Here is a 23,470-nt window from a genome sequence, read left to right on the forward strand (position 1 = left end):
TCATATGGCTGAACGGATCGGTCTGAAGCTTTACTTGACAAGGCCTTTCCTCACAAAATAGTAATATGAATACCGAGCGCTGATCCGGGGCATTGACCGTTACAGGCAATTGTCGCAGATGAGGGCGGGGCAAAAGAATAATTCAGGGCGGAAATTTCGTGACAATCGTCATCGACTGTTTTCAGAAGACGGGTCTCCTGGGGCGATGTCCTCAGCTGGACGTGGTGCGTGCGCCTGCCCGCCGGGCTCTTTTCTCTGCCGCTCATCACAAGGTCGTCGCAATCCTGTTGTCGTACCCATTCGCCACTTTCGGCTGGAGACCAAAATCATGAAAGACTCGAACAACCTACCCGCAACTCAAGGTAAGGGCGGTAAGCTGCGTTCGCGCGCTTGGTTCGATAACCCTGACAATGCGGATATGACGGCGCTTTATCTCGAGCGCTACATGAACTTCGGCCTCAGCCAGGCGGAATTGCAGTCGGATCGCCCGATCATCGGTATCGCCCAGACGGGTTCCGACCTTTCGCCCTGCAACCGTCACCACCTTGAGCTTGCCAACCGTCTGCGCGAAGGTATTCGCGAAGCCGGCGGTATCGCCATCGAATTCCCGGTTCACCCGATTCAGGAAACAGGCAAGCGCCCAACCGCCGGTCTTGACCGTAACCTTGCCTATCTTGGCCTCGTAGAAGTGCTGTACGGCTATCCGCTCGACGGCGTCGTGCTGACCATCGGCTGCGACAAGACCACGCCTGCCTGTCTTATGGCGGCGGCCACCGTCAACATTCCGTCCATCGCGCTGTCCGTCGGCCCGATGCTGAACGGCTGGTTCCGTGGCGAACGCACCGGTTCGGGCACCATCGTCTGGAAGGCCCGCGAACTTCTGGCCAAGGGCGAAATCGACTACGCCGGTTTCGTCAAGCTGGTTGCGTCTTCGGCCCCATCCACGGGTTATTGCAACACCATGGGTACGGCGACCACGATGAACTCGCTGGCCGAAGCACTCGGCATGCAGCTTCCGGGCTCTGCCGCTATTCCGGCACCATACCGCGACCGTCAGGAAATTTCCTACCTCACCGGCTTGCGCATCGTTGAAATGGTCAAGGAAGACTTGAAGCCTTCCGACATCATGACGAAGGACGCCTTCATCAACGCTATCCGCGTCAACTCGGCCATCGGCGGCTCCACCAACGCGCCGATCCACCTGAATGGTCTGGCCCGCCACCTCGATGTTGAACTGACGGTCGATGACTGGCAGACCTACGGTGAAGAAGTGCCTTTGCTGGTCAACCTTCAGCCTGCCGGTGAATACCTCGGTGAAGATTATTACCACGCAGGCGGTGTTCCAGCTGTCGTCAACCAGTTGATGACGCAGGGTCTCATCAAGGAAGACGCGATGACGGTCAACGGCAAGACCATTGGCGAAAACTGCCGTGGTGCCATCATCGAAGACGAAAAGGTCATCCGTCCGTTCGATCAGCCGCTCAAGGAGCGTGCAGGCTTCCGTGTTCTGCGCGGCAACTTGTTCTCGTCGGCTATCATGAAGACCAGCGTTATCTCGCCTGAATTCCGCGAGCGTTACCTGTCCAACCCGAACGATCCGGAAGCCTTCGAAGGCAAGGCCGTGGTGTTCGATGGACCGGAAGATTACCACCACCGTATCGACGATCCGTCGCTCGGCATCGACGCCAACACGGTCCTGTTCATGCGCGGTGCCGGTCCCATCGGTTATCCGGGCGCGGCAGAAGTCGTCAACATGCGTGCGCCGGACTACCTGCTCAAGCAGGGCGTTACCTCGCTCCCTTGCATCGGTGACGGTCGTCAGTCCGGCACATCGGGCAGCCCGTCCATCCTCAACGCATCGCCAGAAGCTGCTGCCGGTGGCGGTCTCGCCATCCTTCAGACCGGCGACCGTGTTCGCATCGACGTTGGCAACGGCAAGGCAGACATTCTGATCTCTGCCGAAGAACTGGCCAAGCGTTATGAGGCCCTGTCCGCATCTGGCGGGTACAAGTATCCCGACCACCAGACCCCATGGCAGGAAATCCAGCGCGGCCTCGTCGGCCAGATGGAAACTGGCGCGGTTTTGGAAAATGCCGTCAAGTATCAGCGCATTGCCCAGACCAAGGGCGTGCCTCGCGACAACCACTAAGGTTACGAAAAGAAGGGAGCTTCAGCGAAGCCCCCCTCGTCATCCTCGGGCCTGTCCCGAGGATCTAACGAGCCACAAGTTCAAACGTGGTTAGATGCTCGGGACAAGCCCGAGCATGACGGAGAGCGAGGGTTTTATCTCATACAAACGGACACCAACGGTGCCTTACCTTTAGTTATTCCGCGTGCATCACCGTAATGCCGCCGCCGCGCGTGATCTTCACCGCAGACAACCGCCCCGTCATAAAAGCGCCCGTGTCGACATTCAGCCGGTTGTCGGTCAGCGACACGCTGCGAACCGGCGTGTGGCCGTGTATGGTCAGAAACAGATTGTCGGCCCCCGGCATGGTCTGATCCTTTGGGCGTATCCACAACAGGTTTTTGTCTTCTTGCCTTTGTAGCGGAATGCCGTTGACCACGCCCGCATGTACGAAGCAGAGGCCCGGCACGGCCAACAGCGATGGCAGCGAAGCCATGAAGGATATGTGATCGTCGGGGATCATCTCGTGGAGCTGGGTTCGGAACGCCTTCACGTCATCAGGTATCTCACCAATACCGTAGGACCTCAGCGTTTCCATGCCGCCGAACTGGAGCCATAGATGGTCCTTGCGCGGATCGGCCAGAAAATCCAGCATCGTCTGTTCGTGGTTTCCGGCAAGGCAGAAGCGCTCGATATCGCCCGTCATTGGCTGCATCAGTTCATGGATAACATAGGAGGATTTCGGCCCGCGATCCACATAATCGCCCAGCATCACAATCCATTTCGAGCCGTGCTGCTGCGCCGCATCGTCGAGGATTTTTTGCTGCAGCGCCTGCAGCAGATCGAAGCAGCCGTGCACATCGCCGATGGCGTAGATGATGTCGGGTCTGTCGTGGGAGAATAGTTTGCGGCGCATCTCGGGCGTGTGCATGTTGGGGCGGACCTTCTTGAACGGTGACGGCGTGGCCACGAATCCTGACAAGGTATGAACCAATGTGCTTAACGCGACATTGACGACCGGACCGGGGCGCAATTTCTCCCTAAAATCGTCTCTTTTCCGTGTGTTCTTTTGGACTGCTCAAGAAGGATGGGAGGGGAATATGCCGTTGCAAAACCGCGTCGATCCGTTTGGAGACATCGTCGATTTGCCTCTTCGCGGGCTTTTCACCGGCAATCGCGGCATCCTCCACGACCCCCAGACGAAGACCCTGACCACGAAGCGCTGGACATCCAAGGCTTGGATCGTTTGCAGTTGCAGCTACAAAAATGTCCGCCGCGACGTGATGGCGACGCGCAGCTGGACGGAGCTTTTCTTCTTTGACGAAGCAACGGCTCTGGCCGCCGGTCATCGTCCATGCTTCGTTTGCCGCAGAGATGATGCGGATCGGTTCCGGACCGCTTGGGCCACGGGCAATGCCAAGCCACTGCCCAATGCCAAGGACATTGATAGCGTCCTGCATAAAGAACGGCTCCAGTCGCGCCGCAAGCGTCTCAACATGCTGCTGTCACCGCTGGAGGAACTGCCTGATGGAGCGATGATTGCCGCTGCGGGCGACGCCTTCGTCGTTGCAAAGGGCAAGCCATATCGCTGGGGCGCCAAGGGCTACGAGCACGCCAGAACATTGCCCTTTGTCAATGGCCTGCTGACACCACCTTCGACATTGCGTACTTTGCGCGCCGGATATCGCCCCCTGCTTCACCCCTCACTTGCGGCGATGAATGGGAATGCCGCGGCATGATGGATGATCTTTTCTCAAACCTTGAAAACGCCAATGAAGAAATGGCGCAAGGTGCCTGGCTGTTGCGTCGTTACGCTTTGAAAGACGCGAGCGATTTGTTGAAGCAGATCAATGCCATATCCGCATCTGCTCCGTTCCGACATATGGTTACGCCCGGCGGTTTTTCCATGTCTGTCGCCATGACAAATTGCGGCCCCTTTGGATGGGTTACAGATCGCAAAGGCTATCGTTATCAAAGCACGGACCCGGAGAGTGGCAAGCCTTGGCCCGCCATGCCAAACGCTTTCCTGTCTCTCGCCGTCAACGCGGCCAAAGATGCTGGGTATCCAGATTTCGTTCCGGATGCCTGCCTGATCAATCGCTATGAGCCGGGGGCGAAAATGTCGCTGCATCAGGATAAGGATGAAAAGGATTTCACCAATCCCATCGTCTCCGTGTCACTCGGCCTGCCTGCCACTTTTCAGTTCGGCGGCATCAGTCGCAGTGATACGGTTCGCAAATACGTACTCAGCCACGGCGATGTCGTTGTCTGGGGCGGCCCATCGAGGCTGTTCTTTCACGGCATTACGGCGTTGAAGGAGGGCAGCCATGAGGAGGCAGGCCGCGTCCGCTATAATCTGACCTTCCGTCGCACGGCGCTATAGATCGCCAGAGACGTATTTGCTCTCTTTGATGAAAACCCACATATCCTTGCTGATGTCTGTAATCTCCGCAATCGATCGTTCCAGAAGCTTTATCTCGGCGGCGTCCACAGGCTCTACCTTGCCGTAACGTACCCGCTTGTCATCCTCCACAAGCCGCATCAGCTGTGTGCTGGAAATGTCGCCGTTTTCATCGAAGGCATAGATACAGTGATTGTATTTGTTGCGCGTCTTCGACTCTTTTTTCAGACGCGCCATCGCGCCTAAAACCGCTTTCCGGTCGGCGGCTGGGGTCGAGCGGAGTTTGGCGAGGCGCTCAACCAGATCCATGCGCGCGCGCGTCGTGTTGAGCGTCAGGAACACGACGATGGCCGCCTCTTTCTCGACCTTCAACAGATGGGCGATGATGTAGATCAGCAGGCTTTCGGTGTTGGTCCAGACATAGTTGAGACGGCCCACCAGCAACAAGACGTCAGACATGGCTGCCATTTCAACCCTCCGGCCCAAAGCATGGGGCAATCATACAGCATCGGCCCGGAAATCGATAAGGATTTCCGGGCCGATGTCTCGGGAGGAAGAACGCTGATTTTCGGCTCAGCGCTCTTTGAAGGCACGCGACATGCTGTCGGCAATCGGTTTCGTCAGATACTCGAAGAACGTCCGCTCGGATGTCTGGATCAGCACGTCGGCAGGCATGCCGGGTACTGGATGGAAGCCGTGCACCTTTGCCAGTTCCTCGTCAGAAATCTGAACGCGGACGATATAGACGTCCTTGACCTGCATACCTGCATTTTCCTCGATACTGTCGGCGGAAACGTAGAAAACCTTTCCATCCAGCACCGGCGTGGTGCGACGGTTGAGGGCCGAAAGGCGGATTGCCGCCGTTTGTCCCTCATGCAACTGGTCGATGGAGGTTCTCAGCACCTGTGCTTCGAGAATGAGCGGCACATGGGCAGGCAGGATTTCCATGATGGGTTTGCCGGTGGTGATGACGCCACCTGCCGTGTGGTAATAGGAGCGAATGACCGTGCCGTTAACCGGAGAGCGGATGATCGTGCGGTCAAGAACCTGCGATGCTTCACGCAATTGCTGGCGCACGCCATCGAGATCGGCCTCGGCAGTGTCCAGCGCGTCGAGCGCTGCTTGCTTGTTGGAATTGACGGCAATTACCGCTTCCTGATGGAATTTGGCGATTTCCGCCTCGCTCTGGTTCATTTCCCCGTCGAGACGGGCGATGTCACCCATGGCGTCAGCGATGGCGCGTTCCAGCGCCATCATGTCTGTTTTGCGGATGATGCCGTCTTTTGCAAGTTTCGCTTTGGAATCGCGCTCCTGCTCCAACAACGATTGCTGGCGTTCAAAAGATGACTTTTGTCCCTGATAGCCGGTATAGCGAAACTCGAGTGACCGGATGTTCTTCTCGATCAGATTCAGTTGCTCGTCGAGCTTGATTTGCTTGCTATGGAAAACGACGTTCTGGCCCTGAATGATGGCATTTACATCTGGGTCGCTTGCTTCCGCCATGACGATGTCTGGCACCTTGAACGTCTTTTCACCCTGAGCTTCGGCACGCAGACGGGAAACGATGGTTTCAAGGCGAAGCCGCTTGAGATTGATCATTTTTTGGTTGGAAAGTGCGGCTGTCTTATCAAGAACGACGAGAACGTCGCCTTCTTTCACGACGTCGCCTTCGCTCACCATCATTTCCTTGATGATGCCGCCTTCCAGATGCTGGATGGTCTTGTTGTTGCCCGTCGCGACGAAGCTGCCCTGGGCAATAATGGCGGAAGCCAGCGGTGCCGTGCCTGCCCAATAACCGAAGCCTCCGAAGGCTGCGAACAATACGGCCAGACCCGTGACACTATACATGCGGATGGAGCGCGGGACCTCACTGTACCATTCCAGCTGACCTGCCTCCGCCTGTTTTTGTTTTCTTTTGAAAACCATGGCCTTAACCCTCTATCTGCGGAGATTGACTGGATTGTTGACCCCGGTTGCCTGAAAGTGCTTTCAGCACTTCGATCCGCTCTCCGAACATCGCGACCGATCCGTCTTTCAAAATCATGATCTTGTCGACGCATTGCAGCAGGGCAGGGCGCTGGGTGATGGTAACGGTGGTGATGCCTTGCGTCTTGGCGTGCAGCAGCGCTTTTGCCAGCGCCTGTTCACCCTGCGTGTCGAGGTTGGAGTTGGGTTCGTCCAGCACCACGAATTTCGGGTCGCCGAAGAAAGCGCGTGCGAGGGCGATGCGCTGCTTCTGGCCACCGGAAAGCGGTGCACCATCGGCTGCGACCACCGTCTCGTAGCCCTGCGGAAAGCCGGCAATCAGCTCATGCACATCGGCCAGAACCGCAGCCTCATAAATCTGCCGGTCGTCGACATCGTCGCGCATGCGGCAGATATTGGCCTTGATGGTGCCGGGGAAGAGCTGCACGTCCTGCGGCAGATAGCCGATGCTTTCACCGAACTGGCGCTGGTCCCAGTTGCGCAGGTCCATGAGATCAAGGCGCACATTGCCTGATGTGGGCAGAATGGAGCCGACCAGCATCTTGCCGAGTGTCGTCTTGCCGGAACTGGAATTACCGATGATGGCCAGCGACTCTCCCTTTTTCAGCGAAAAGGAAATGCCGTTCAGGATCACCTTCTTCTGTGGTGGTGGCACGAACAGAATGCGCTCCACATCCAGCCGTCCTTCCGGGTTTGGCAGGCGCAGGCGCGGGAAGTTGAGCGGCGAGTTGATGAGGAGCTGTTTGATGCGCCCATAGGCGGACGCTGATTTGTTGAACTGGTGCCAACCTTCGATGGCACCTTCGATAGGCGCCAGCGCACGGCCCGACACGATCGAGGCCGCAATCACCATGCCGCCGGTCAATTCGCCGGAAAGCGACAGATGCGCACCCCAGCCCAGAAGCGCGATCTGGGTAATCATGCGGCAGGCCTTCGAAACGCCCGAGAACATGATGTTGCGATCCTGCGCGGCGACATGGGATTTCAGCGAGCCTGCTGTCTCACGGCCCCACATCTTCACGGCCTCGGGTATCATCGCCAGCGCATTGATGATCTGCGAATTGCGCGACATGGAATCGAGGTGGAAATTGGCGCGGCTGACATAGCCATTGGCTTCAGCGAACTGCTTGTGCGTGAATTTCTGGTTCAGCCAGGCGATGATGAAGAGGACCGCGCAGCACGCCATGATGATGATGCCGAGATGCGGGTGAACCAGATAGACCACCAGCACGAAAAGCGGCATCAGAGGTGCATCCAGAAACGCGATCAGCGTGCCGGATGTCAGGAATGAGCGAAGCTGCTGAAGGTCCTGTAATGTCTGGTAATCCTTCCCGCTGCCATGCAGGGAGGCGCGCGCCGCAGCACTGAGGATCGGCGCGCCAAGCTGGACTTCCAGCTCAACTGCCGTGCGCATCAGAATGAAGCGGCGGATCGAATCCATGAAGGCCTGCAACAGCACCGCACCGATGACGGCAATGGTCAGCATGACCAGCGTATCCATGGAGCGGCTGGTCAAAACGCGGTCGGAAATCTGGAACAGATAAAGCGGAATGGCCAGAAGCAGAATGTTGATGGCGATGGTGAACAGCATCACGATCACCATGTTGCGGCGAACGGCGGAGATTCCCTTTGCAAGGCTTGCAGCGAAGTTGACGGGTTCGCTGCGTTTGTGAAAACCGTGCTGGTTGCCTCCGCCGCCCCCGCCGCCACCGCCATTGAGGTCCGGTTCCTTGCCGTTGCCGCCGCCACCCGTGGTGGGGCGGCGCTCATTCTCACGGATCGGACCGTCATTATTGTCGATGGTCTTGACGAAGGGGAGTTCAGGGCTGGATTTGAGATCGGCTTTTTCGCCCGGTGCATCGCGGGATGCAGGGTGAACCGGTGGGACTTCCTGCTCGGGCGTTACACGCGCTTCAATCACTTGTTCGGCAGCTTTTACCGTGTCCTGCGCCGCGGCCTCCTTGGCCGCTGCCGATGAAAGCTGACGCAGATTATCGACGGCATCGTTGATTGCGGTGATGCAGGCTTCGGTCAGGTTTCCATCACCCTCGCCATCCTTTTTTCCGGTCAGATCGAGAACGCGTCCCTTCTCGATCTCGTCTCTTGAAATATGATCCATATCCACGTTCCCCTGAAAAGTCCGTCACGCGACGGCCGTTTGCATCACATCGACGGGATGAGCCTGCGACCAGGAAAGGTCGTGCCCTGCATTGATGAGACCGTCTGTGTGGTCGCTGGTGGTGCTGGTGTCGTCATGAAGAAAAGCGATGGCTTCGTTGGCCAGCGCTGCCGGATGCGGATGGGCAGGGTCGTTCTCGATGAGACCGCCCTGTATCAGCACGGCGTCCGAATAGAGGTGGCCACCGACATAGGTGGATCCGCCAAAGCTGTCATAATCGGTAATCTGCGCGATGTTGACGACGGCATTGCTGCCGGTATCGATGTGGACCGTGGCGTTCTCATTATTAGCCAGCACCTTCGAGGCGGCCTGGGTCACGTCATCGGAGTCCCCCAGAACGCTGACCTGCTTGACATAGGTGACGTCATAGAGATTGCCGGTGATGTAGAGAACATTGAGACCGGCATAGCCTGCAAAATTGGGGTCGGTCGAAAGCCCCTCGGGCATATGCGGATCGCGCTCATTGATCGCCTTGGCGGCCTCTACCATATAGTCGGGCATCGATGCGAAGCGATCATTGGCGCCGACATTGTGGATCGATGCCTCGTTCCAGATCAGGTTGTTGCCGGTCTGGACGGTCGCGCCGGATGTCGAACCGGCCAGCGCATGAATTTTGTCGTTGTCATAGAGAACCGCGACCTGCGCGATCATGTTCATGTCCAGCACATTGCCGCCGACGATAACCAGATCATATTGCATGCCGATGCCGAGGAAGTTGGCCAGATTGACGGCGCTGTTGCCGCCCGTCAGCACGCTCACATCCGCACCTGATGTCGTCACCGTCATGGTGTCGTTGTCGGAAACGAAGTGATATTGCTCGATCCAGTGGACGAAGGACACGTCGCCTTCGATATAGCTCACCCGCCATGCGGTCGGGAAAACCGCAGCGTCTGGCGTGCTTTCTGTGTGGCTGCCATCGGCGCTTTCGCCCCAGACCGTTCTCTGAAAGGCTGCGATATTGTTGGCGACGGTGCCTGCGTGATCCTCGCGGGTGAAGGCTGCATCGACCGTGTCGTGATCGCTATAGACATAGGACTGGGTGATGGCATCGATCTGGTGATAATCGCCCATCACGGCCATGACAGGTGCGACGACGCCCGTATTGACCACGGATACGATGTTGGCGACCACATTGGCGCCGGCGGCCACATCCAGACTGTTGCCAGCACCGGTGTGACTTTCCAGCGGCGTATCGCTCTCTGTCGGGTCCGTCGGTGGCTTGGCAATGCCGCGATCCGGCATGAAGTCATCGACATCAGGCAGTGCCGTTGCCGCGACGCCATTCACATAGGTGCCGGTAATCGAATGGCTGGCAACGACGAAATCCTGATCCGCACCGGTGCCGAGCGATGAGACATTGTTGTCTCTGGCCTGCGTGATGTAGTCGTGCAAATCCTTGGCGATAGATTGCAATCCATCATAGGTGTCGGTGCGGTGGTAGCTGTCGAAGGGGGTAAAGCGGGCGGCCTCGTTGTAATATTCGGTGGTGCGCTCGGTGACATAGGTCGTGTCGCGCGCAACATTGGGACCATCCGTCATGTTGAGATAGTCGTCATCTTGCAGCAGTGTTAGCTGCGACACATGGGCGATGGTGGAGCCGGGGCCGGTGTAGAGAACGAGCTTGGGCTGCTCCTGATACTCATCGACTTCACCCGGCATCCTGAAATGCGAGCCGGAGAAATCATAGGACGCGGCGTGCGAATGTCTGCGAATTGCGTCTTCGAAAGACAAAGCATGGTGCGTGCGTGTGACGCTGAACTGGTAATGCCCGTCGCGGTATTTTACGCCCGGATCGTAATCTTCAAGAGGTGTGTCATAGGTCTGGTCGAGGTCCTGGGCGCCCTCATGCGGTGGCAGCGCGGTGTCGTCATGCAGACCCTGGCCTCCAGCGTAATGCGCTCTCAGTCGTGTCTCTTCGATTTCGGTATCAAAAAGCCCAATAAAGTGGGCGATCATGTCTGAAATCTTGTCCATATACATGGTTTGTCCCTCCTCTTCAGACCCGTCCCTGTCTTGCTGCCGTGGAGGAAGCCGGGTTTCGGCTTCAGGCGGCGCGCCGTGCAGCTGGGTCTACCGGCTGTCCAGCCGGAAACTGCACCGGCATCAGCCGGTGCAGTCTTTTCGATCTAGAGAGTGAGGTCTCAGGAGCCGCTTGCGTCTTCACCAGTGTGGTGCGAGTCGCCGCCAATGACGCTACCGTCGAAGGAGTTGGTGAGAAGGTTTGCACCCTGCACCAGTTCCAGGTGGTAGCCGGAGTTCGCCAGTATGGAGGAGGCATTGGTCGAGCTTGTGCCCGAAGCATCGTCGCCAACCTTGAGGTCCCAACCCTTGCCGTCCATGTCCATACCCTGTGCACCGTGTGCTTCGCCACCGCTGGTGCTGAGGTCGTTATGGGCGTTCTGGTTGTCCATGGTCACATTGTAGGCCGTGTCCTGATCAGCCAGATGGCTGGCCTGCACAAGGCTGAATGCGCTGTCGTTGCCATCACCGTTCAACGAGTTGTTGAGGATGTTGTCGACATTGAGCGAGAAGGAGAAGTCGTCACCGAGGTTGAAGGCGATGTCACCACCGGCAACACCCAGATTGCCGACATCCTTGACGTGTTCGATTGTCGAGAAGTCGCTATCCGTCTTGGAGAAAGCTGTGTTGAAGCTGTCCGACGTGGTCTTGATGTCGGTATCCGTGTTGGAATAGCTGAAGTTCTTAGTGTCGGTATCTGTGTGTGTGTTGGTGATTGTTTTGTTGTCGTTGTCACTGATGCTCGTAGACTTGCTGTCGTAGCTCCAGTCGTAATCGCTTTTCACATTCGTGTCGTTATCGGTGACACTCGTGTTGTTCGAATTCGTGGTGGTGTTGGTGTCGATGTCAGTATGGGTCTTGCTGTCGTAATTCCAGTCATAGCTGTTATCGCGGTTGTCACCATTGTCGGTCGCGACCTGTACCTTGGCATCGACGTCCAGGTTCTGGCTATTGTCGGTATAGGTGTTGTCGCGGTTGCCACCGTTGCCAACGCCGACATTGCTGTCGTCAACGCTGCTGTCGTTTGTGGCTGTGTTGGCAAATCCATCGGCGAGAGCGCCGACTTTCGTGATATCGTCGCCTGCTGGCTGCTGTTGTGGGTAACCCATGTTTATATCCTCCGAAAAAGTTCGGAGCAGCTTTTCGAAATCCCTCTCATCTTAAATGGGATTTTACTCGCGCTTACTCCGAGGTTCACACATATGCAGACGTACTCACCGACGTTTCGTCTGCGGCTATTGGCCCGGATTTTTCAGGCCGTTGTTTTTGGGAATGCACAAGACACTGCTACGGACATGCGCATATCCAGTTCCGCAACCGCCAAGGCGCTTGCAGATGTCATGCTTTCTGTCTGTCTGATCATTTCGTCTCGGACTGCCCGTTCCATCGCAACATAAACAGAGATGGTAGGGTCGAACCGGTTGCGGTCTGTTGCAACGGGGCTGAATGTGTCCGAGATGTTTGCGGGTTTCCAGCTACCAAATGGGATTAAGCATTCTTTAACCCCGATGTGCGGATCGTGATCATTTTCGAAGGGATTATGTCCACGATCGGCACAATTTTCGAAATATGGTCACTTGCTGAAATAAAAAAATTGCGTCTTGGCTCAAGTGTTCGCCCTGAAAAGTAGCGAAAAGCCATCGCTATGAAGGAAAAAATACACAAGCAAAAATTATTGCATGATGTTTATGCAACTGAATAATGTAATTTTTTACTTATATTTTTATTGCGCGCGCGTAATGCATTAGAAAAATGAAAAACCCCCTACTTATTATGCCTTTAGCGCCACACTAACCCGTTTGGGCAATTTATTTCGGGTTCAATTTGTACTATTTCTCATGATTAATAAATAACTAAAAAAATGAAAGCAGTGATAACTTCGAAGCGCCCGTTCAATGGTACTTCGCCGGTTCACCGCGCGCCAGCATGGAACAGAGTATCTGCGTAACGCTACAGGGAGGCGTATATGTTCATGGTTGCATCACGGGTTATAGACGCAAAACAAAATAACAGAGTTCTGTCGACAGACGGCACGATACTTGTCGTGGCCAATGCGGATCTTTTTTCCGAATGTCTTGTGGAGGCATTGGGCAAGAAGTTTCCGGCATGCGATGTTCTCAGCGCCGCCTCGTCCACCTCCATACCGGAAGGGCAGCTACGAGACGTCAAGCTCGTTCTGCTTTACCGCTTGTCCGGCTCCAGACTCGGTGAGTTGCTGACGGAAGTCCGTACCAAACATCCTGACGCACAGATTGCGCTGGTGATAGATGCGATCGATATGATTGAGGCCTATCTCAAGCAACTGGTGGAAACACGCATTATAGATGGTGTCCTGCCGCTCAATCTACGGCTCGATGTCTTCATGGCGGCGGTCGATCTTCTTATCAAGGGCGGAGAGCATTTCCCCTCCGCACTGCTGGGCAGGCTGACTGCCGGGCCTGAGGTTTCCAGCCGCACCGTTTATGATACGCGTGCCGTGGTTGCGAACAGAGCTGATGCGCTAACTGCCCGCAAGAACGAGTTTTCCGCACTGACGACACGCGAAGTTCAAATTCTGGACCTGCTTTGCAAGGGCACCCAGAACAAGATCATAGCAGATCGTCTGCACCTGTCGGAAAACACCGTGAAAGTCCACGTTCGCAACATCTATAAGAAGATGAATGTCCGCAACCGGACCGAGGCTGCATCCCGCTTCTTCAACAAGGATGATGCCACGAACGACGGCAATAAATGGCACAACTGAGTGGCGATTTTCGCCACTCCATCTCTGACGCATTCCGTTAACCAGAGTATTTTACTCAACTGTTAACTGTAAATACCATTTCGGTTTTCTAGCCCTCTTTGATTTACCTGTCGTTTCCTAAATGCCGCTAGCGTTTGCTCGTAACGCAAGATCGGAAAACGACGATGAATGCCATGCTGAAACAGAAAGCGACCTACAGGATTGATCGGCAGGCCGAATTCAGCGGCAAGCTGACGGCAGCCCATGCCAAAATCGAGAAGACGTTTCTCGATGGCGGTGCAGTGCTGGTCTCCGTCATGGAAATTCTTGGCAATCTTGTTGGTATTCTCGATGGAATGACCGGAACGATTGATGGAAAGACGGCGCAGAACACGCTTGATGGGCTGCGTCAGACCATCAACGATCTGGCCCAGTTGCCCAAAACGGAGCAGGCCCGTCAGGCCGCCTTCAATTCGCTGGCAGCCATGTGTTCGTCTACCGGCGGCCATATAGACGATATCCATGAGACAATCCGCTATCTGAAGACCTTTGCCGTGACCGTTAAGATCACTGGCGCTGGCCTTGCGGAATTCGCAGGCTTCGCGGATGAAATTCGCGAACGCATTCAGTCCGGCGCGGACGAGGTTGGTCGCTTCGCGAAGAATTTGGATGCAATGCATTCGCAGCTCGTTAAGGCCCGTTCCTTTTCCAGCACCACGCTGGCGGATTTCGACGCCACCATTCCGCACATCATTTCCGGCCTGAACGAAAATTCCGAGCGCATCTCCAAACAGCATCAGGAAATGACGGATATTGCCGCGCAGGTGAAGAAGATCGCCCAGACCATTCAGGGCAAGATCGGCTCCGTTCTGTCCTCGCTACAGATCGGCGATATCACGCGTCAGCGTATCGAACATATTCAAAGCATGCTGGAAATGCTGGACGAGTTTGCGTCGTCCGCAGAAGGCAAGGAGCTTGATGGCACGGAACATGCCATTCTTCAGGAAGCGGTCCTGCAAATGGCCAGCGCCCAGATGGATGAAACCGCTGCCGATTTCCATCGCGACTGCACCAAAATTTTCGCCAGCATTTCCAGCTTCGCGGATGATGCCGCACGCATTCTGTCGCTGCGCGACGAGTTGATCGACAAGACACGCAATGGCGATAGCAGCACTCTGGCGCTCATGGAGCAGGGCATTGTCGAAGCCTGCGCTCTGGTGGCCCGCGTACAGGAAAGCAGTGCGGATGCCGACGACGTGGTTCTTTCGGTCACCAACAGCGCGCAGGAACTGTCGCGTGGCATCGAAATTCTGCGGTCTATCAAGATCGACATTCACTATATGGCGCTGAACTCCAATCTGCGCTGCTCCAAACTTGGTGACGCCGGCAGGTCCGTCAACGTCGTCAGTGGTGAAATGCGCGTCTTTGCGGGCAAGCTCGAAACGCCAGCCGACGCCATTGTTGAAGAGTTGCAGCGCGTGGAAAGCGCAACAAGCCAGCTTGCAAAGCAGGGGCAGGGCCTTTCCGCCGATATGGCCGTGCCTTTGAACGATGCCCTTCACGCCATTCGCGGCGCCAAGGAGCAGATGGACGCCGGTATCGAGTCGCTAGCCGAAGAAGGCCAAGCCGTTTTCAGCCGCATCAGCTCTGCGGTCGTCACGCTCGATTTCGAAAACGCGCTCGGCCACACCTTCAATGAATGCTGCCAGATCGCAGCGCAGCTCTCCGAAGGTTTCGATGCCGACGTCTCCGGCTTTAGCGACAAGGTCGAGGGCTTCAGCCACCGGGTTTACAAGCTTTACACCATGTCTCAGGAACGCGACATCCACGTCCGCTTTCTGCCCGCCTATGTCGCGACAGCCAATGCTGCCGCTGTTGCATCGGCCAGCCAGTCCGCTGCCGCTGACGACGACGATCTTTTCGCAGATGCGCTGTTCTAAACGTCGATAGGCTGATTGTCAGAAATTGTTTCCCGTTAAAAGCGGGAACGAAACCGAAGCATTTCCATTTCCTCCTCGCAACTTGAAAAACAAACAGGAGGAAACAGAAATGATTTCTGGTGACCAGATTCGCGAGCACATGGAAGTGCGTTCCGCCGATGGCAGCCATGTTGGCACTGTCGACCATATGGACGGCAAGAGCCGCATCAAGCTGACCAAGACCGATGCAGCCGATGGCAAGCACCACCTCATTCCGCTGGAATGGGTCGATCATGTAGACGCCCATGTCCATCTCAGCAAGTCGGCTTCCGACGTGCGCAGCGGTTGGGAAACCCTGAACTGATTTCTTGAGATCGGTTCAAATATTCCAAAAATGCGGCCAGCCAGGCCGCATTTTTTTGTGGGCAAATTGCGCCGTATGTCTGCGCTATTTCACGCGTTCCAAAATTGAAACGTAATTGGCTACCGACGTTCCACCCATGTTGAAAACACCGGCGAGCTTGGCGTTTGGTATCTGCATGTCACCCGCATCCTCGGCCAATTGCATCGCGGCCATGATGTGCATGGAAACGCCTGTCGCACCAATTGGGTGACCCTTGGCTTTTAGCCCGCCGGATGGATTGACGGGAAGGCGACCGTCTTTTCGCGTAATGCCCTCGCGCACCACACGGTGTCCTTCGCCGGGCTTTGCCAGTCCCATCGCCTCATACTCGATGAGTTCGGCGATGGTGAAGCAATCATGCGTTTCGACCAGCGACAGATCGTTAAGGTCAATACGAGCCGTCTCCAGCGATTTCGCCCAAGCCCGCCGCGCGCCCTCGAATGCCAACGGGTCGCGGCGGCTGAGCGCTATGATGTCATTGGTCTGCGTGCGCGCTCTAAATCCGATGGCCCGTTGCAGCGTCGCGGCAATCTCTTCATCGGCCAGAATGATGGCTGCGGCTCCATCCGAAATCAGCGAGCAATCCGTGCGCCGCAGCGGCGGCGCGACATAGGGGTTCTTGTCCGACACCGTATTGCAGAACTCGAAGCCGAAGTCCTTGCGCATATGGGCGAAGGGATTTCCCATTCCATTTGCGTGGTTTTTGGCGGCAATCATCGCCAGTTCTTCGGAACGGTCGCCGTAGCGCTGGAAATATGTCTGAGCGATGCGACCGAACTGTCCGGCAAACCCGCCGGGAATATCGCCTTCTTCCGCACGGTAGCTGGCCGAAAGCAGAATATCGCCCACCTCTTCGGTCGGCAGCGCAGTCATTTTTTCCGCACCGACCACCAGTGCAATGCGCCCACGACCAGCTTCGATGAAATCCATGGCGCTGTAAAGCGCGGCAGATCCCGTGGCGCAGGCGTTTTCGAAGCGGACAGCTGGCGTATGCGCCAGCCGCTCGTCGCTCATGGCAACGAGGGCTGCCTGAAAGTCCTGTTTGGAAAAGCCGTTATTCATGACGCCGACGAAAATTCCGTCGATATCTGCAGCCTCGATGCCTGCATGGGCTATGGCCGGAGCAACGACGGAGGCCATCAGTTGCTCGGTATTTTCGAGCGGTGATTTGCCGAACTGGCCATGCGCCCAGCCGACGATCTGCGCTTTACCCATTCCTGGTTCCTCCCAAAACCTTAATGTACCTCAAGCAGTCCTATGATAGCAGCCCGGGAGCCTCCGCGCCCGTTCTTTCGACATACTCCGTATAGCCGCCACCGTATTGGTGGATGCCCTCGGGCGTCAGTTCCAGAACGCGGTTGGAGAGGGCTGCGAGGAAATGGCGGTCATGCGAAACAAAGAGCATGGTGCCTTCATATTCGCCCAGCGCCTTGATCAGCATTTCCTTGGTGTCGAGGTCAAGGTGGTTGGTCGGTTCATCCAGAACGAGGAAGTTCGGCGGGTCGAACAGCATGGCCGCCATGACGAGGCGGGCCTTTTCACCGCCGGAGAGAACGCGGCACTTCTTGTCGACATCATCACCCGAAAAGCCGAAGCAGCCACAAAGCGCGCGCAACGGAGCCTGTCCGGCCTTTGGAAAACGCTGTTCCAGCCATTGCAGGATCGTGGCCTCGCCATCCAGCAAATCCATCGAGTGCTGGGCAAAGTAGCCGAGCTTAACGCTGGCGCCGACATTGACGCTGCCGACATCCGGTTCGGCTGTACCTGCAATCAGCTTGAGAAGCGTGGATTTACCCGCCCCGTTCACGCCCATGATGCACCAGCGTTCCTTGCGGCGGATCATGAAATCCAGACCTTCATAGATCGTGCGCTGGCCATAGGCCTTATGCACCTGCTTCAAGGACACGACGTCCTCGCCGGAGCGCGGTGGGGTCTGGAAATCGAAGGCCACCGTCTGCCTGCGCTTGGGCGGCTCCACGCGGTCGATCTTTTCCAGCTTCTTGACACGGCTCTGCACCTGCGAAGCATGGGAGGCACGAGCCTTGAAACGCTCGATGAACTTGATTTCCTTGGCAAGCATCGCCTGCTGGCGCTCGAACTGTGCCTGTTGCTGCTTTTCGCTCTGGGCGCGCTGCTGTTCATAAAAGCCATAGTCACCCGTATAACTCGTCAGCGATCCCGCATCGATTTCGATGATCTTGTTGACGATGCGGTTCATGAACTCGCGGTCATGCGAGGTCATCAAAAGCGCGCCGTCATAGGTCTTCAGGAAGTTTTCAAGCCAGATCAGGCTTTCGATATCCAAGTGGTTGCTCGGTTCGTCGAGCAGCATCACGTCTGGGCGCATCAAAAGAATGCGGGCCAGCGCCACGCGCATCTTCCAGCCGCCCGAAAGCTTGCCGACGTCGCCGTCCATCATTTCCTGGCTGAAGCTTAGACCTGCCAGGACTTCGCGCGCGCGTCCCTCGAGCGAATAGCCGTCAAGCTCCTCATAGCGTGCCTGCACTTCGCCGTAACGCTCGATGATCTCGTCCATCTGGTCGAGTTGATCAGGATCGACCATGCGGGCTTCCAACTCGCGGAGTTCGGTCGCGACCGCGCTCACCGGTCCGGCACCTTCCATGGCTTCCGCCACGGCGCTGCGGCCTGCCATTTCGCCGACATCCTGATTGAAGTAGCCAATGGTCACATGTTTGTCGGAGGCAACCTGACCTTCATCCGGCTGTTCCTGACCGGTGATCATGCGAAACAGCGTGGTCTTTCCCGCGCCGTTGGGGCCAACCAGACCGACCTTTTCGCCCTTATTGAGCGCAGCGGAGGCCTCGATGAAGAGGATGCGGTGGCTGGCGGATTTGCTGATGTTTTCGATGCGGATCATAGAGACGTAACCGATAAGCTGGAGGATTGGCGTCCCTATGCCACGCCGGGCTCCCACTGTCATCAGATGAATCGCCATGGAAACATTGTGAAATATTTTGGAATAGATATTCCATTTTGCTATGGTCATTATTCCATTCGTAGAAAAGAAGGACGTGCGATGAACGCAAATGCGGCCCCGGCAACAGTTGAAGCTTTTCAGGAGCGATTGCTGGAGGTGACGGACAGCCTGCCGAAACGCCTGCGCCAATGCGCCGATTACGTCGCCGGTCATGCAGATCGCATCGCGGTGTCCACCGTGGCAGAGCTTGCGGAAAGTGCTGGTGTCCAGCCATCCGCCATCATGCGTTTCAGCCAGATCATGGGCTTCACCGGTTTTTCGGACATGCAGCGGCTGTTTCGCGAGCATTATACCGGCGGCTGGCCGGATTACACCACACGGCTGAGCAACCTGCGCAACAATGGCGAAGACGGCGGCGCGCTGCTGCTTGCCGAATTCGTGGATGCAGGCCGTGCCTCACTTGAAAGCGTGTTGAATACCGTCGATCCGCAGGAGTTCGAAACTGCCATCAAGGTTCTTGCCGAGGCGGCTACCATCCACATCATCGGGCTGCGCCGCTCATTCGCGGTCGCAAGTTATCTCGCCTATGCGTTTGAAAAGATGGGTGTTCCCGCCATGCTGCATGCCTCTGTCGGGCAGTTGCACAATGAAAGCGCGATCCGCAGCGGCGATGTCGTGCTCGCCATAACCTTCTCACCCTACTCGGCGGAGACGATGGACCTCGTCTCGTCCAGTCTGGCAAGACGTGTCCCGGTCGTTGCGCTGACGGACACGGCGGTCAGCCCGATGCGGAAGCTTGGTGCGACCATCCTTGCGGTTTCAGAGGTGGATTTCGGTGCTTTCCGCTCGCTTTCGGCAACGCTTTGTGTTGCCATCGCGCTGGCCGTCGGCGTCGGCACATATCGGCAAAATTGAATATTTATGTTGAAAATGGGAAAAATGGAATTTATAGTCCAAAAATAATCTGACATGGAATGATGGTGGAGTGTCATTCCAGATGCAGGGTTCGCGTCACAGCGAGGGAGGACGGTCGTGAAGAAGCTCGATCTCATTACCATTGGCCGTTCGTCGGTCGATCTTTACGGCGCGCAGGTTGGCGGGCGGCTGGAGGATATGTCCTCCTTCAACAAATATATCGGTGGTTCACCCACCAATATCGCCGCCGGTGGCGCACGGTTGGGCTTGAAGACCGCCGTGATCACCCGCGTGGGTGACGAGCATATGGGCCGCTTCATCCGCGAACAGTTGGTGCGCGAAGGCGTCGATATCAGGGGCGTCAAGACCGACCCGGAACGCCTGACGGCTCTGGTGCTGCTCGGCATTCGCGACCAGTCGCAATTTCCTCTGATCTTCTACCGTGAAAACTGCGCCGACATGGCGCTGTGCGAAGACGATATCGATCCCGCCTTCATTGCCGATGCCGGTTGCGTCTGCGCCACCGGCACGCATCTATCGCATCCGCGCACCGAAGCCGCTGTGTTGAAGGCGCTGCGTCTGGCGCGGGAAGGCGGTGCAAAAACCGCGCTCGATATCGATTACCGCCCCAACCTCTGGGGTGTTGCCGGCCATGGCGATGGCGAAAGCCGCTTCGTGGAATCCCAGGCGGTCACCGCCAAGCTGCAATCCACGCTGCACCTCTTCGACCTGATCGTCGGCACGGAAGAGGAGTTCCATATCGCTGGTGGCTCCACCGATACGTTGGAAGCGCTGAAAGCCGTTCGCAAGGTGTCGAAGGCGACGCTGGTCTGCAAGCGCGGGCCGATGGGCGCAGTCGTGTTTCCGGGTAATATCCCGGCCAGCCTCGATGATGGCGAATCCGGCGAGGGTTTCCCCATCGAGGTCTTCAACGTGCTGGGTGCGGGCGATGGCTTCATGGCCGGCCTGTTCCGCGGGTGGCTGCGTGGCGAAGACTGGCCGACGACACTGAAATACGCCAATGCCTGCGGCGCATTCGCCGTCTCCCGCCACGGCTGCACCCCCGCTTATCCCAGCTGGGAAGAGTTGCAATATTTCTTCCGCACTGGCATCAAGAACAAGGCCCTGCGCAAGGATGAGGCGCTAGAGCAGGTGCATTGGGCCACCAACCGCAAGGGTGACTGGAACACCATGCGTGTCTTCGCCTTCGATCACCGGATGCAACTGGAAGCGATGGCAGATGAGGCGGGTGTTGCGCACGACAAGATTGGTGATTTCAAAAAGCTTTGCCTGAAGGCAGCCCTTCAGGTGTCCGGCGGCGACGCCGGTTACGGCATTCTCTGCGACAGTCGCTTGGGCCGCGACGCGCTTTACGAGGCGAGCGGCACGAACCTCTGGATTGGCCGCCCCGTGGAATGGCCGGGCTCTCGCCCGCTGACATTGGAGCCTGAACTCGGCCTCGATTTCGGCGGGCTGAACGAGTGGCCCGCCAATAATGTCGTCAAGGTTCTGTGCTTCTATCACCCCGACGATGCAGCCGAGCTGCGCAAGGAACAGGAAGACACGGTGCTTCGCCTGTTCCAGGCCGCGCGCCGCAACCGTCTGGAACTGCTGCTGGAGGTCATTCCCTCCAAGGTCGGTCCTGTGGATGACACGACGACGGCCAAAATTATCGATCGTTTTTACGAGATCGGCGTCTACCCCGACTGGTGGAAGCTGGAGCCGATGAAAAGCGAGGCCGCGTGGAAGAACGCGACCGATGCCGTGCAGCGCAACGATGCCTATGTGCGCGGCATCGTGGTTCTGGGTCTCGATGCACCGCAGGCGGAACTGGAGGAAAGCTTCCGTCTGGCCGCAGGATTCGATCTGGTCAAAGGCTTTGCCGTTGGCCGCACGATCTTTGCCGATGCTGGCCGTGCATGGCTTTCGGGCAAGATCAGTGACGGCGACGCCATCGCGCAGATGGCGGATCGCTACAGCGCGCTCTGCCGCATCTGGGATGAGGCGCGCGCCGCAGGAAACAAGGGAGAGGCAGCGTGACGACACTTCGATTGACGGCAGCGCAGGCAATGATGCGCTATCTGGCTGCACAGATGAACGAGGATGGCGAGACCTATATCGCCGGTGTCTGGGCCATTTTCGGCCACGGCAATGTCGCCGGCATCGGTGAGGCGCTCTACGGCATCCGCGATGAGCTGAAAACCTATCGCGGCCAGAACGAACAATCCATGGCACATGCGGCGATCGCTTACGCCAAGCAGCTCGGCCGCCGCCGCGCCATGGCGGTCACATCCTCCATCGGACCCGGCGCGACGAATATGGTGACGGCAGCAGCACTTGCCCACGTCAACCGCTTGCCTGTCCTGCTCATCCCCGGCGATGTCTTCGCCAATCGCGGCCCGGACCCGGTGTTGCAGCAGATCGAGGATTTCGGCGATGGCACCGTTTCCGCCAATGATTGCTTCAAGCCCGTCAGCCGTTATTTCGATCGTATCATGCGCCCCGAGCAGCTTCTCACTGCCTTGCCACGCGCCATGCGGACCATGACCGACCCCGCCGATTGCGGCCCGGTTACGCTGGCCTTCTGTCAGGATGTGCAGGCGGAAGCTTACGATTATCCGGTCAGTTTCTTCGAGAAAAAAGTCTGGCGTCAGCGCCGTCCTGAACCTGATGTCGCAGAGTTCGAAGACGCCGTCGCTGCGTTGAAAGCCGCGAAAAACCCGGTCATCGTTGCCGGTGGCGGCGTTCATTTCTCCGGCGCGACAGACACGCTGAAACGCTTTGCCGAAACGCACGCCATTCCCGTCATTGAAACGCAGGCGGGCAAGTCGGCTCTCGCCTGGGATCACGACCTGAACTTTGGCCCCGTCGGCGTAACAGGTGCAGATAGCGCCAATGCCATCGCCGAAAAGGCCGATCTCGTCTTCGGTATCGGCACCCGCTTTCAGGATTTCACCACCGGTTCCTGGGCGCTGTTCAAGAACCCGGATCGCAAGCTGCTGGCACTGAACGTCCAGCCCTATGACAGCGCCAAGCACAATGCCATCAGCCTGACGGCCGACGCCAAAGTCGGCCTGGAAAAGCTGTCGGCAGCCTTGGGCAGCCATCGTTTTTCAGCACCTGACACTGCCTTGAAACAGCAATGGTTTGCCAAGGCCGATGCCGTAACGGCTGCACCTATCGAAGCCAACAACCTGCCCACCGACATGCAGGTCATCGGCGCGGTGCAGCGCGCTTCGCGCGACAACACCGTCGTCATGTGCGCCGCTGGCACCATGCCGGGCGAGCTGCACCAGCTGTGGAAAGCCAAGCTGCCGCTCTCCTACCACATGGAATACGGTTTCTCCTGTATGGGCTACGAAATCGCCGGTGGCCTCGGCATCAAGATGGCCGAGCCGCATCGTGATGTGATCGTCATGGTGGGCGATGGCTCCTATATGATGATGAATTCGGAGCTCGCCACCGCCGTTGCCATGGGCGTGAAGATCACCCTCGTCATCACTGATAACAGGGGTTACGGCTGCATCAATCGCCTGCAAATGGGCACCGGCGGCGCGGAGTTCAACAACCTCTACGCCCACACCAACCACACCAACCCCATCGCCATCGATTTTACCGCCCACGCCGCCAGCATGGGGGCGGATGCTCACAAGGTTTCCTCGATTGCGGAGCTTGAAACCGCACTCAACGCGGCACGCGAAGCAACAGTCACGACGGTCATCGTCATCGATACAGACCCGTACCCGACACCGGATGCCGGTGGTTACTGGTGGGATGTAGCGGTGCCTGAAGTGTCAGACCGAACGGAAGTCAACAATGCACGCGCCGCTTACGAAGCCGCGTTGAAGGAAAGACAGTAA

At 57.2% G+C, this 23,470-nt stretch carries 17 protein-coding genes; 9 read left to right on the plus strand and 8 right to left on the minus strand.

Annotation, left to right across the window (positions count from 1 at the left end):
* The first annotated feature begins 328 nt into the window (after window positions 1–328).
* Complete coding sequence (locus tag AC27VJ_RS16390) at window positions 329–2,149, plus strand: IlvD/Edd family dehydratase (RefSeq protein WP_113089132.1); 1,821 nt, start codon at window positions 329–331, stop codon at window positions 2,147–2,149.
* Window positions 2,150–2,324: 175 nt separating this feature from the next.
* Here the strand turns inward: AC27VJ_RS16390 and AC27VJ_RS16395 are convergent, their stop codons facing one another.
* Window positions 2,325–3,110, minus strand: a complete 786-nt coding sequence (locus AC27VJ_RS16395; RefSeq protein WP_488684909.1) for a metallophosphoesterase — start codon at window positions 3,108–3,110, stop codon at window positions 2,325–2,327.
* A 118-nt stretch (window positions 3,111–3,228) separates the two neighbouring features.
* Between AC27VJ_RS16395 and AC27VJ_RS16400 the strand changes: the two genes are divergently transcribed.
* Together AC27VJ_RS16400 and alkB are read left to right on the plus strand one after the other, a co-directional pair.
* Window positions 3,229–3,867 (plus strand): hypothetical protein, encoded by a 639-nt coding sequence (locus AC27VJ_RS16400; protein WP_488684910.1) that lies wholly within the window; start codon window positions 3,229–3,231, stop codon window positions 3,865–3,867.
* A complete protein-coding gene (alkB, locus tag AC27VJ_RS16405) occupies window positions 3,867–4,511 on the plus strand; it encodes a DNA oxidative demethylase AlkB (RefSeq protein WP_488685002.1) in 645 nt (214 codons plus the stop codon). The genes AC27VJ_RS16400 and alkB overlap by 1 nt, the downstream gene beginning before the upstream one ends.
* Here the strand turns inward: alkB and AC27VJ_RS16410 are convergent.
* The 5 genes from AC27VJ_RS16410 to AC27VJ_RS16430 all read right to left on the minus strand — a co-directional run bounded on the left by AC27VJ_RS16410 (window position 4,506) and on the right by AC27VJ_RS16430 (window position 11,822).
* Window positions 4,506–4,997 (minus strand): hypothetical protein, encoded by a 492-nt coding sequence (locus AC27VJ_RS16410; RefSeq protein ID WP_488684911.1) that lies wholly within the window; start codon window positions 4,995–4,997, stop codon window positions 4,506–4,508. The two genes, alkB and AC27VJ_RS16410, sit on opposite strands and share 6 nt — an antisense overlap.
* A 105-nt stretch (window positions 4,998–5,102) precedes the next feature.
* Window positions 5,103–6,455, minus strand: a complete 1,353-nt coding sequence (locus AC27VJ_RS16415) for an HlyD family type I secretion periplasmic adaptor subunit (RefSeq protein WP_488684912.1) — start codon at window positions 6,453–6,455, stop codon at window positions 5,103–5,105.
* Between the two features lie 4 nt (window positions 6,456–6,459).
* Complete coding sequence (locus AC27VJ_RS16420; RefSeq protein WP_488684913.1) at window positions 6,460–8,634, minus strand: type I secretion system permease/ATPase; 2,175 nt, start codon at window positions 8,632–8,634, stop codon at window positions 6,460–6,462.
* A gap of 24 nt (window positions 8,635–8,658) precedes the next feature.
* Window positions 8,659–10,674 (minus strand): hypothetical protein, encoded by a 2,016-nt coding sequence (locus AC27VJ_RS16425; protein ID WP_488684914.1) that lies wholly within the window; start codon window positions 10,672–10,674, stop codon window positions 8,659–8,661.
* A gap of 161 nt (window positions 10,675–10,835) precedes the next feature.
* A complete protein-coding gene (locus AC27VJ_RS16430; RefSeq protein WP_353578481.1) occupies window positions 10,836–11,822 on the minus strand; it encodes a fibrinogen-binding protein in 987 nt (328 codons plus the stop codon).
* A gap of 857 nt (window positions 11,823–12,679) precedes the next feature.
* Here AC27VJ_RS16430 and AC27VJ_RS16435 point away from each other — a divergent pair.
* The 3 genes from AC27VJ_RS16435 to AC27VJ_RS16445 all read left to right on the plus strand — a co-directional run bounded on the left by AC27VJ_RS16435 (window position 12,680) and on the right by AC27VJ_RS16445 (window position 15,718).
* A complete protein-coding gene (locus AC27VJ_RS16435) occupies window positions 12,680–13,456 on the plus strand; it encodes a helix-turn-helix transcriptional regulator (RefSeq protein ID WP_488684915.1) in 777 nt (258 codons plus the stop codon).
* Between the two features lie 173 nt (window positions 13,457–13,629).
* Window positions 13,630–15,375, plus strand: a complete 1,746-nt coding sequence (locus AC27VJ_RS16440; protein WP_488684916.1) for a chemotaxis protein — start codon at window positions 13,630–13,632, stop codon at window positions 15,373–15,375.
* Between the two features lie 109 nt (window positions 15,376–15,484).
* On the plus strand, window positions 15,485–15,718 hold the full coding sequence (locus AC27VJ_RS16445; RefSeq protein WP_113087652.1) for a DUF2171 domain-containing protein: 234 nt from the start codon (window positions 15,485–15,487) through the stop codon (window positions 15,716–15,718).
* A gap of 84 nt (window positions 15,719–15,802) precedes the next feature.
* On the opposite strand, the gene AC27VJ_RS16450 is transcribed toward AC27VJ_RS16445, so the two are convergent.
* Window positions 15,803–16,972 carry an acetyl-CoA acetyltransferase gene (locus AC27VJ_RS16450; protein WP_488684917.1) on the minus strand — a complete coding sequence of 390 codons (1,170 nt, stop codon included), beginning with the start codon at window positions 16,970–16,972 and terminating at the stop codon, window positions 15,803–15,805.
* A 40-nt stretch (window positions 16,973–17,012) separates the two neighbouring features.
* Complete coding sequence (locus AC27VJ_RS16455) at window positions 17,013–18,635, minus strand: ABC-F family ATP-binding cassette domain-containing protein (RefSeq protein ID WP_488685003.1); 1,623 nt, start codon at window positions 18,633–18,635, stop codon at window positions 17,013–17,015.
* A gap of 159 nt (window positions 18,636–18,794) precedes the next feature.
* Here AC27VJ_RS16455 and AC27VJ_RS16460 point away from each other — a divergent pair, with 159 nt between their 5' ends.
* The 3 genes from AC27VJ_RS16460 (at window position 18,795) to iolD (ending at window position 23,470) form a co-directional block, all read left to right on the plus strand.
* Window positions 18,795–19,610 carry a MurR/RpiR family transcriptional regulator gene (locus AC27VJ_RS16460; RefSeq protein ID WP_488684918.1) on the plus strand — a complete coding sequence of 272 codons (816 nt, stop codon included), beginning with the start codon at window positions 18,795–18,797 and terminating at the stop codon, window positions 19,608–19,610.
* Window positions 19,611–19,727: 117 nt separating this feature from the next.
* Entirely contained in the window at window positions 19,728–21,650 is a 1,923-nt protein-coding gene (locus AC27VJ_RS16465; protein ID WP_488684919.1) for a bifunctional 5-dehydro-2-deoxygluconokinase/5-dehydro-2-deoxyphosphogluconate aldolase, read from the plus strand.
* Window positions 21,647–23,470, plus strand: a complete 1,824-nt coding sequence (gene iolD, locus AC27VJ_RS16470) for a 3D-(3,5/4)-trihydroxycyclohexane-1,2-dione acylhydrolase (decyclizing) (protein ID WP_488684920.1) — start codon at window positions 21,647–21,649, stop codon at window positions 23,468–23,470. Before AC27VJ_RS16465 ends, iolD begins: the two co-directional genes overlap by 4 nt.

The organism is Agrobacterium sp. 20P9.1.2 (assembly GCF_057799395.1).

What these genes read in the sequence shown, in the direction of transcription:
- AC27VJ_RS16390 (WP_113089132.1), top strand. Translation starts at nt 329, where the DNA reads ATGAAAGACTCGAACAACCTACCCGCAACTCAAGGTAAGGGCGGTAAG.
- AC27VJ_RS16400 (WP_488684910.1), top strand. Translation starts at nt 3,229, where the DNA reads ATGCCGTTGCAAAACCGCGTCGATCCGTTTGGAGACATCGTCGATTTG.
- alkB (WP_488685002.1), top strand. Translation starts at nt 3,867, where the DNA reads ATGGATGATCTTTTCTCAAACCTTGAAAACGCCAATGAAGAAATGGCG.
- AC27VJ_RS16410 (WP_488684911.1), bottom strand. Translation starts at nt 4,997, where the DNA reads ATGGCAGCCATGTCTGACGTCTTGTTGCTGGTGGGCCGTCTCAACTAT.
- AC27VJ_RS16415 (WP_488684912.1), bottom strand. Translation starts at nt 6,455, where the DNA reads ATGGTTTTCAAAAGAAAACAAAAACAGGCGGAGGCAGGTCAGCTGGAA.
- AC27VJ_RS16420 (WP_488684913.1), bottom strand. Translation starts at nt 8,634, where the DNA reads ATGGATCATATTTCAAGAGACGAGATCGAGAAGGGACGCGTTCTCGAT.
- AC27VJ_RS16425 (WP_488684914.1), bottom strand. Translation starts at nt 10,674, where the DNA reads ATGTATATGGACAAGATTTCAGACATGATCGCCCACTTTATTGGGCTT.
- AC27VJ_RS16430 (WP_353578481.1), bottom strand. Translation starts at nt 11,822, where the DNA reads ATGGGTTACCCACAACAGCAGCCAGCAGGCGACGATATCACGAAAGTC.
- AC27VJ_RS16435 (WP_488684915.1), top strand. Translation starts at nt 12,680, where the DNA reads ATGTTCATGGTTGCATCACGGGTTATAGACGCAAAACAAAATAACAGA.
- AC27VJ_RS16440 (WP_488684916.1), top strand. Translation starts at nt 13,630, where the DNA reads ATGCTGAAACAGAAAGCGACCTACAGGATTGATCGGCAGGCCGAATTC.
- AC27VJ_RS16445 (WP_113087652.1), top strand. Translation starts at nt 15,485, where the DNA reads ATGATTTCTGGTGACCAGATTCGCGAGCACATGGAAGTGCGTTCCGCC.
- AC27VJ_RS16450 (WP_488684917.1), bottom strand. Translation starts at nt 16,972, where the DNA reads ATGGGTAAAGCGCAGATCGTCGGCTGGGCGCATGGCCAGTTCGGCAAA.
- AC27VJ_RS16455 (WP_488685003.1), bottom strand. Translation starts at nt 18,635, where the DNA reads ATGATCCGCATCGAAAACATCAGCAAATCCGCCAGCCACCGCATCCTC.
- AC27VJ_RS16460 (WP_488684918.1), top strand. Translation starts at nt 18,795, where the DNA reads ATGAACGCAAATGCGGCCCCGGCAACAGTTGAAGCTTTTCAGGAGCGA.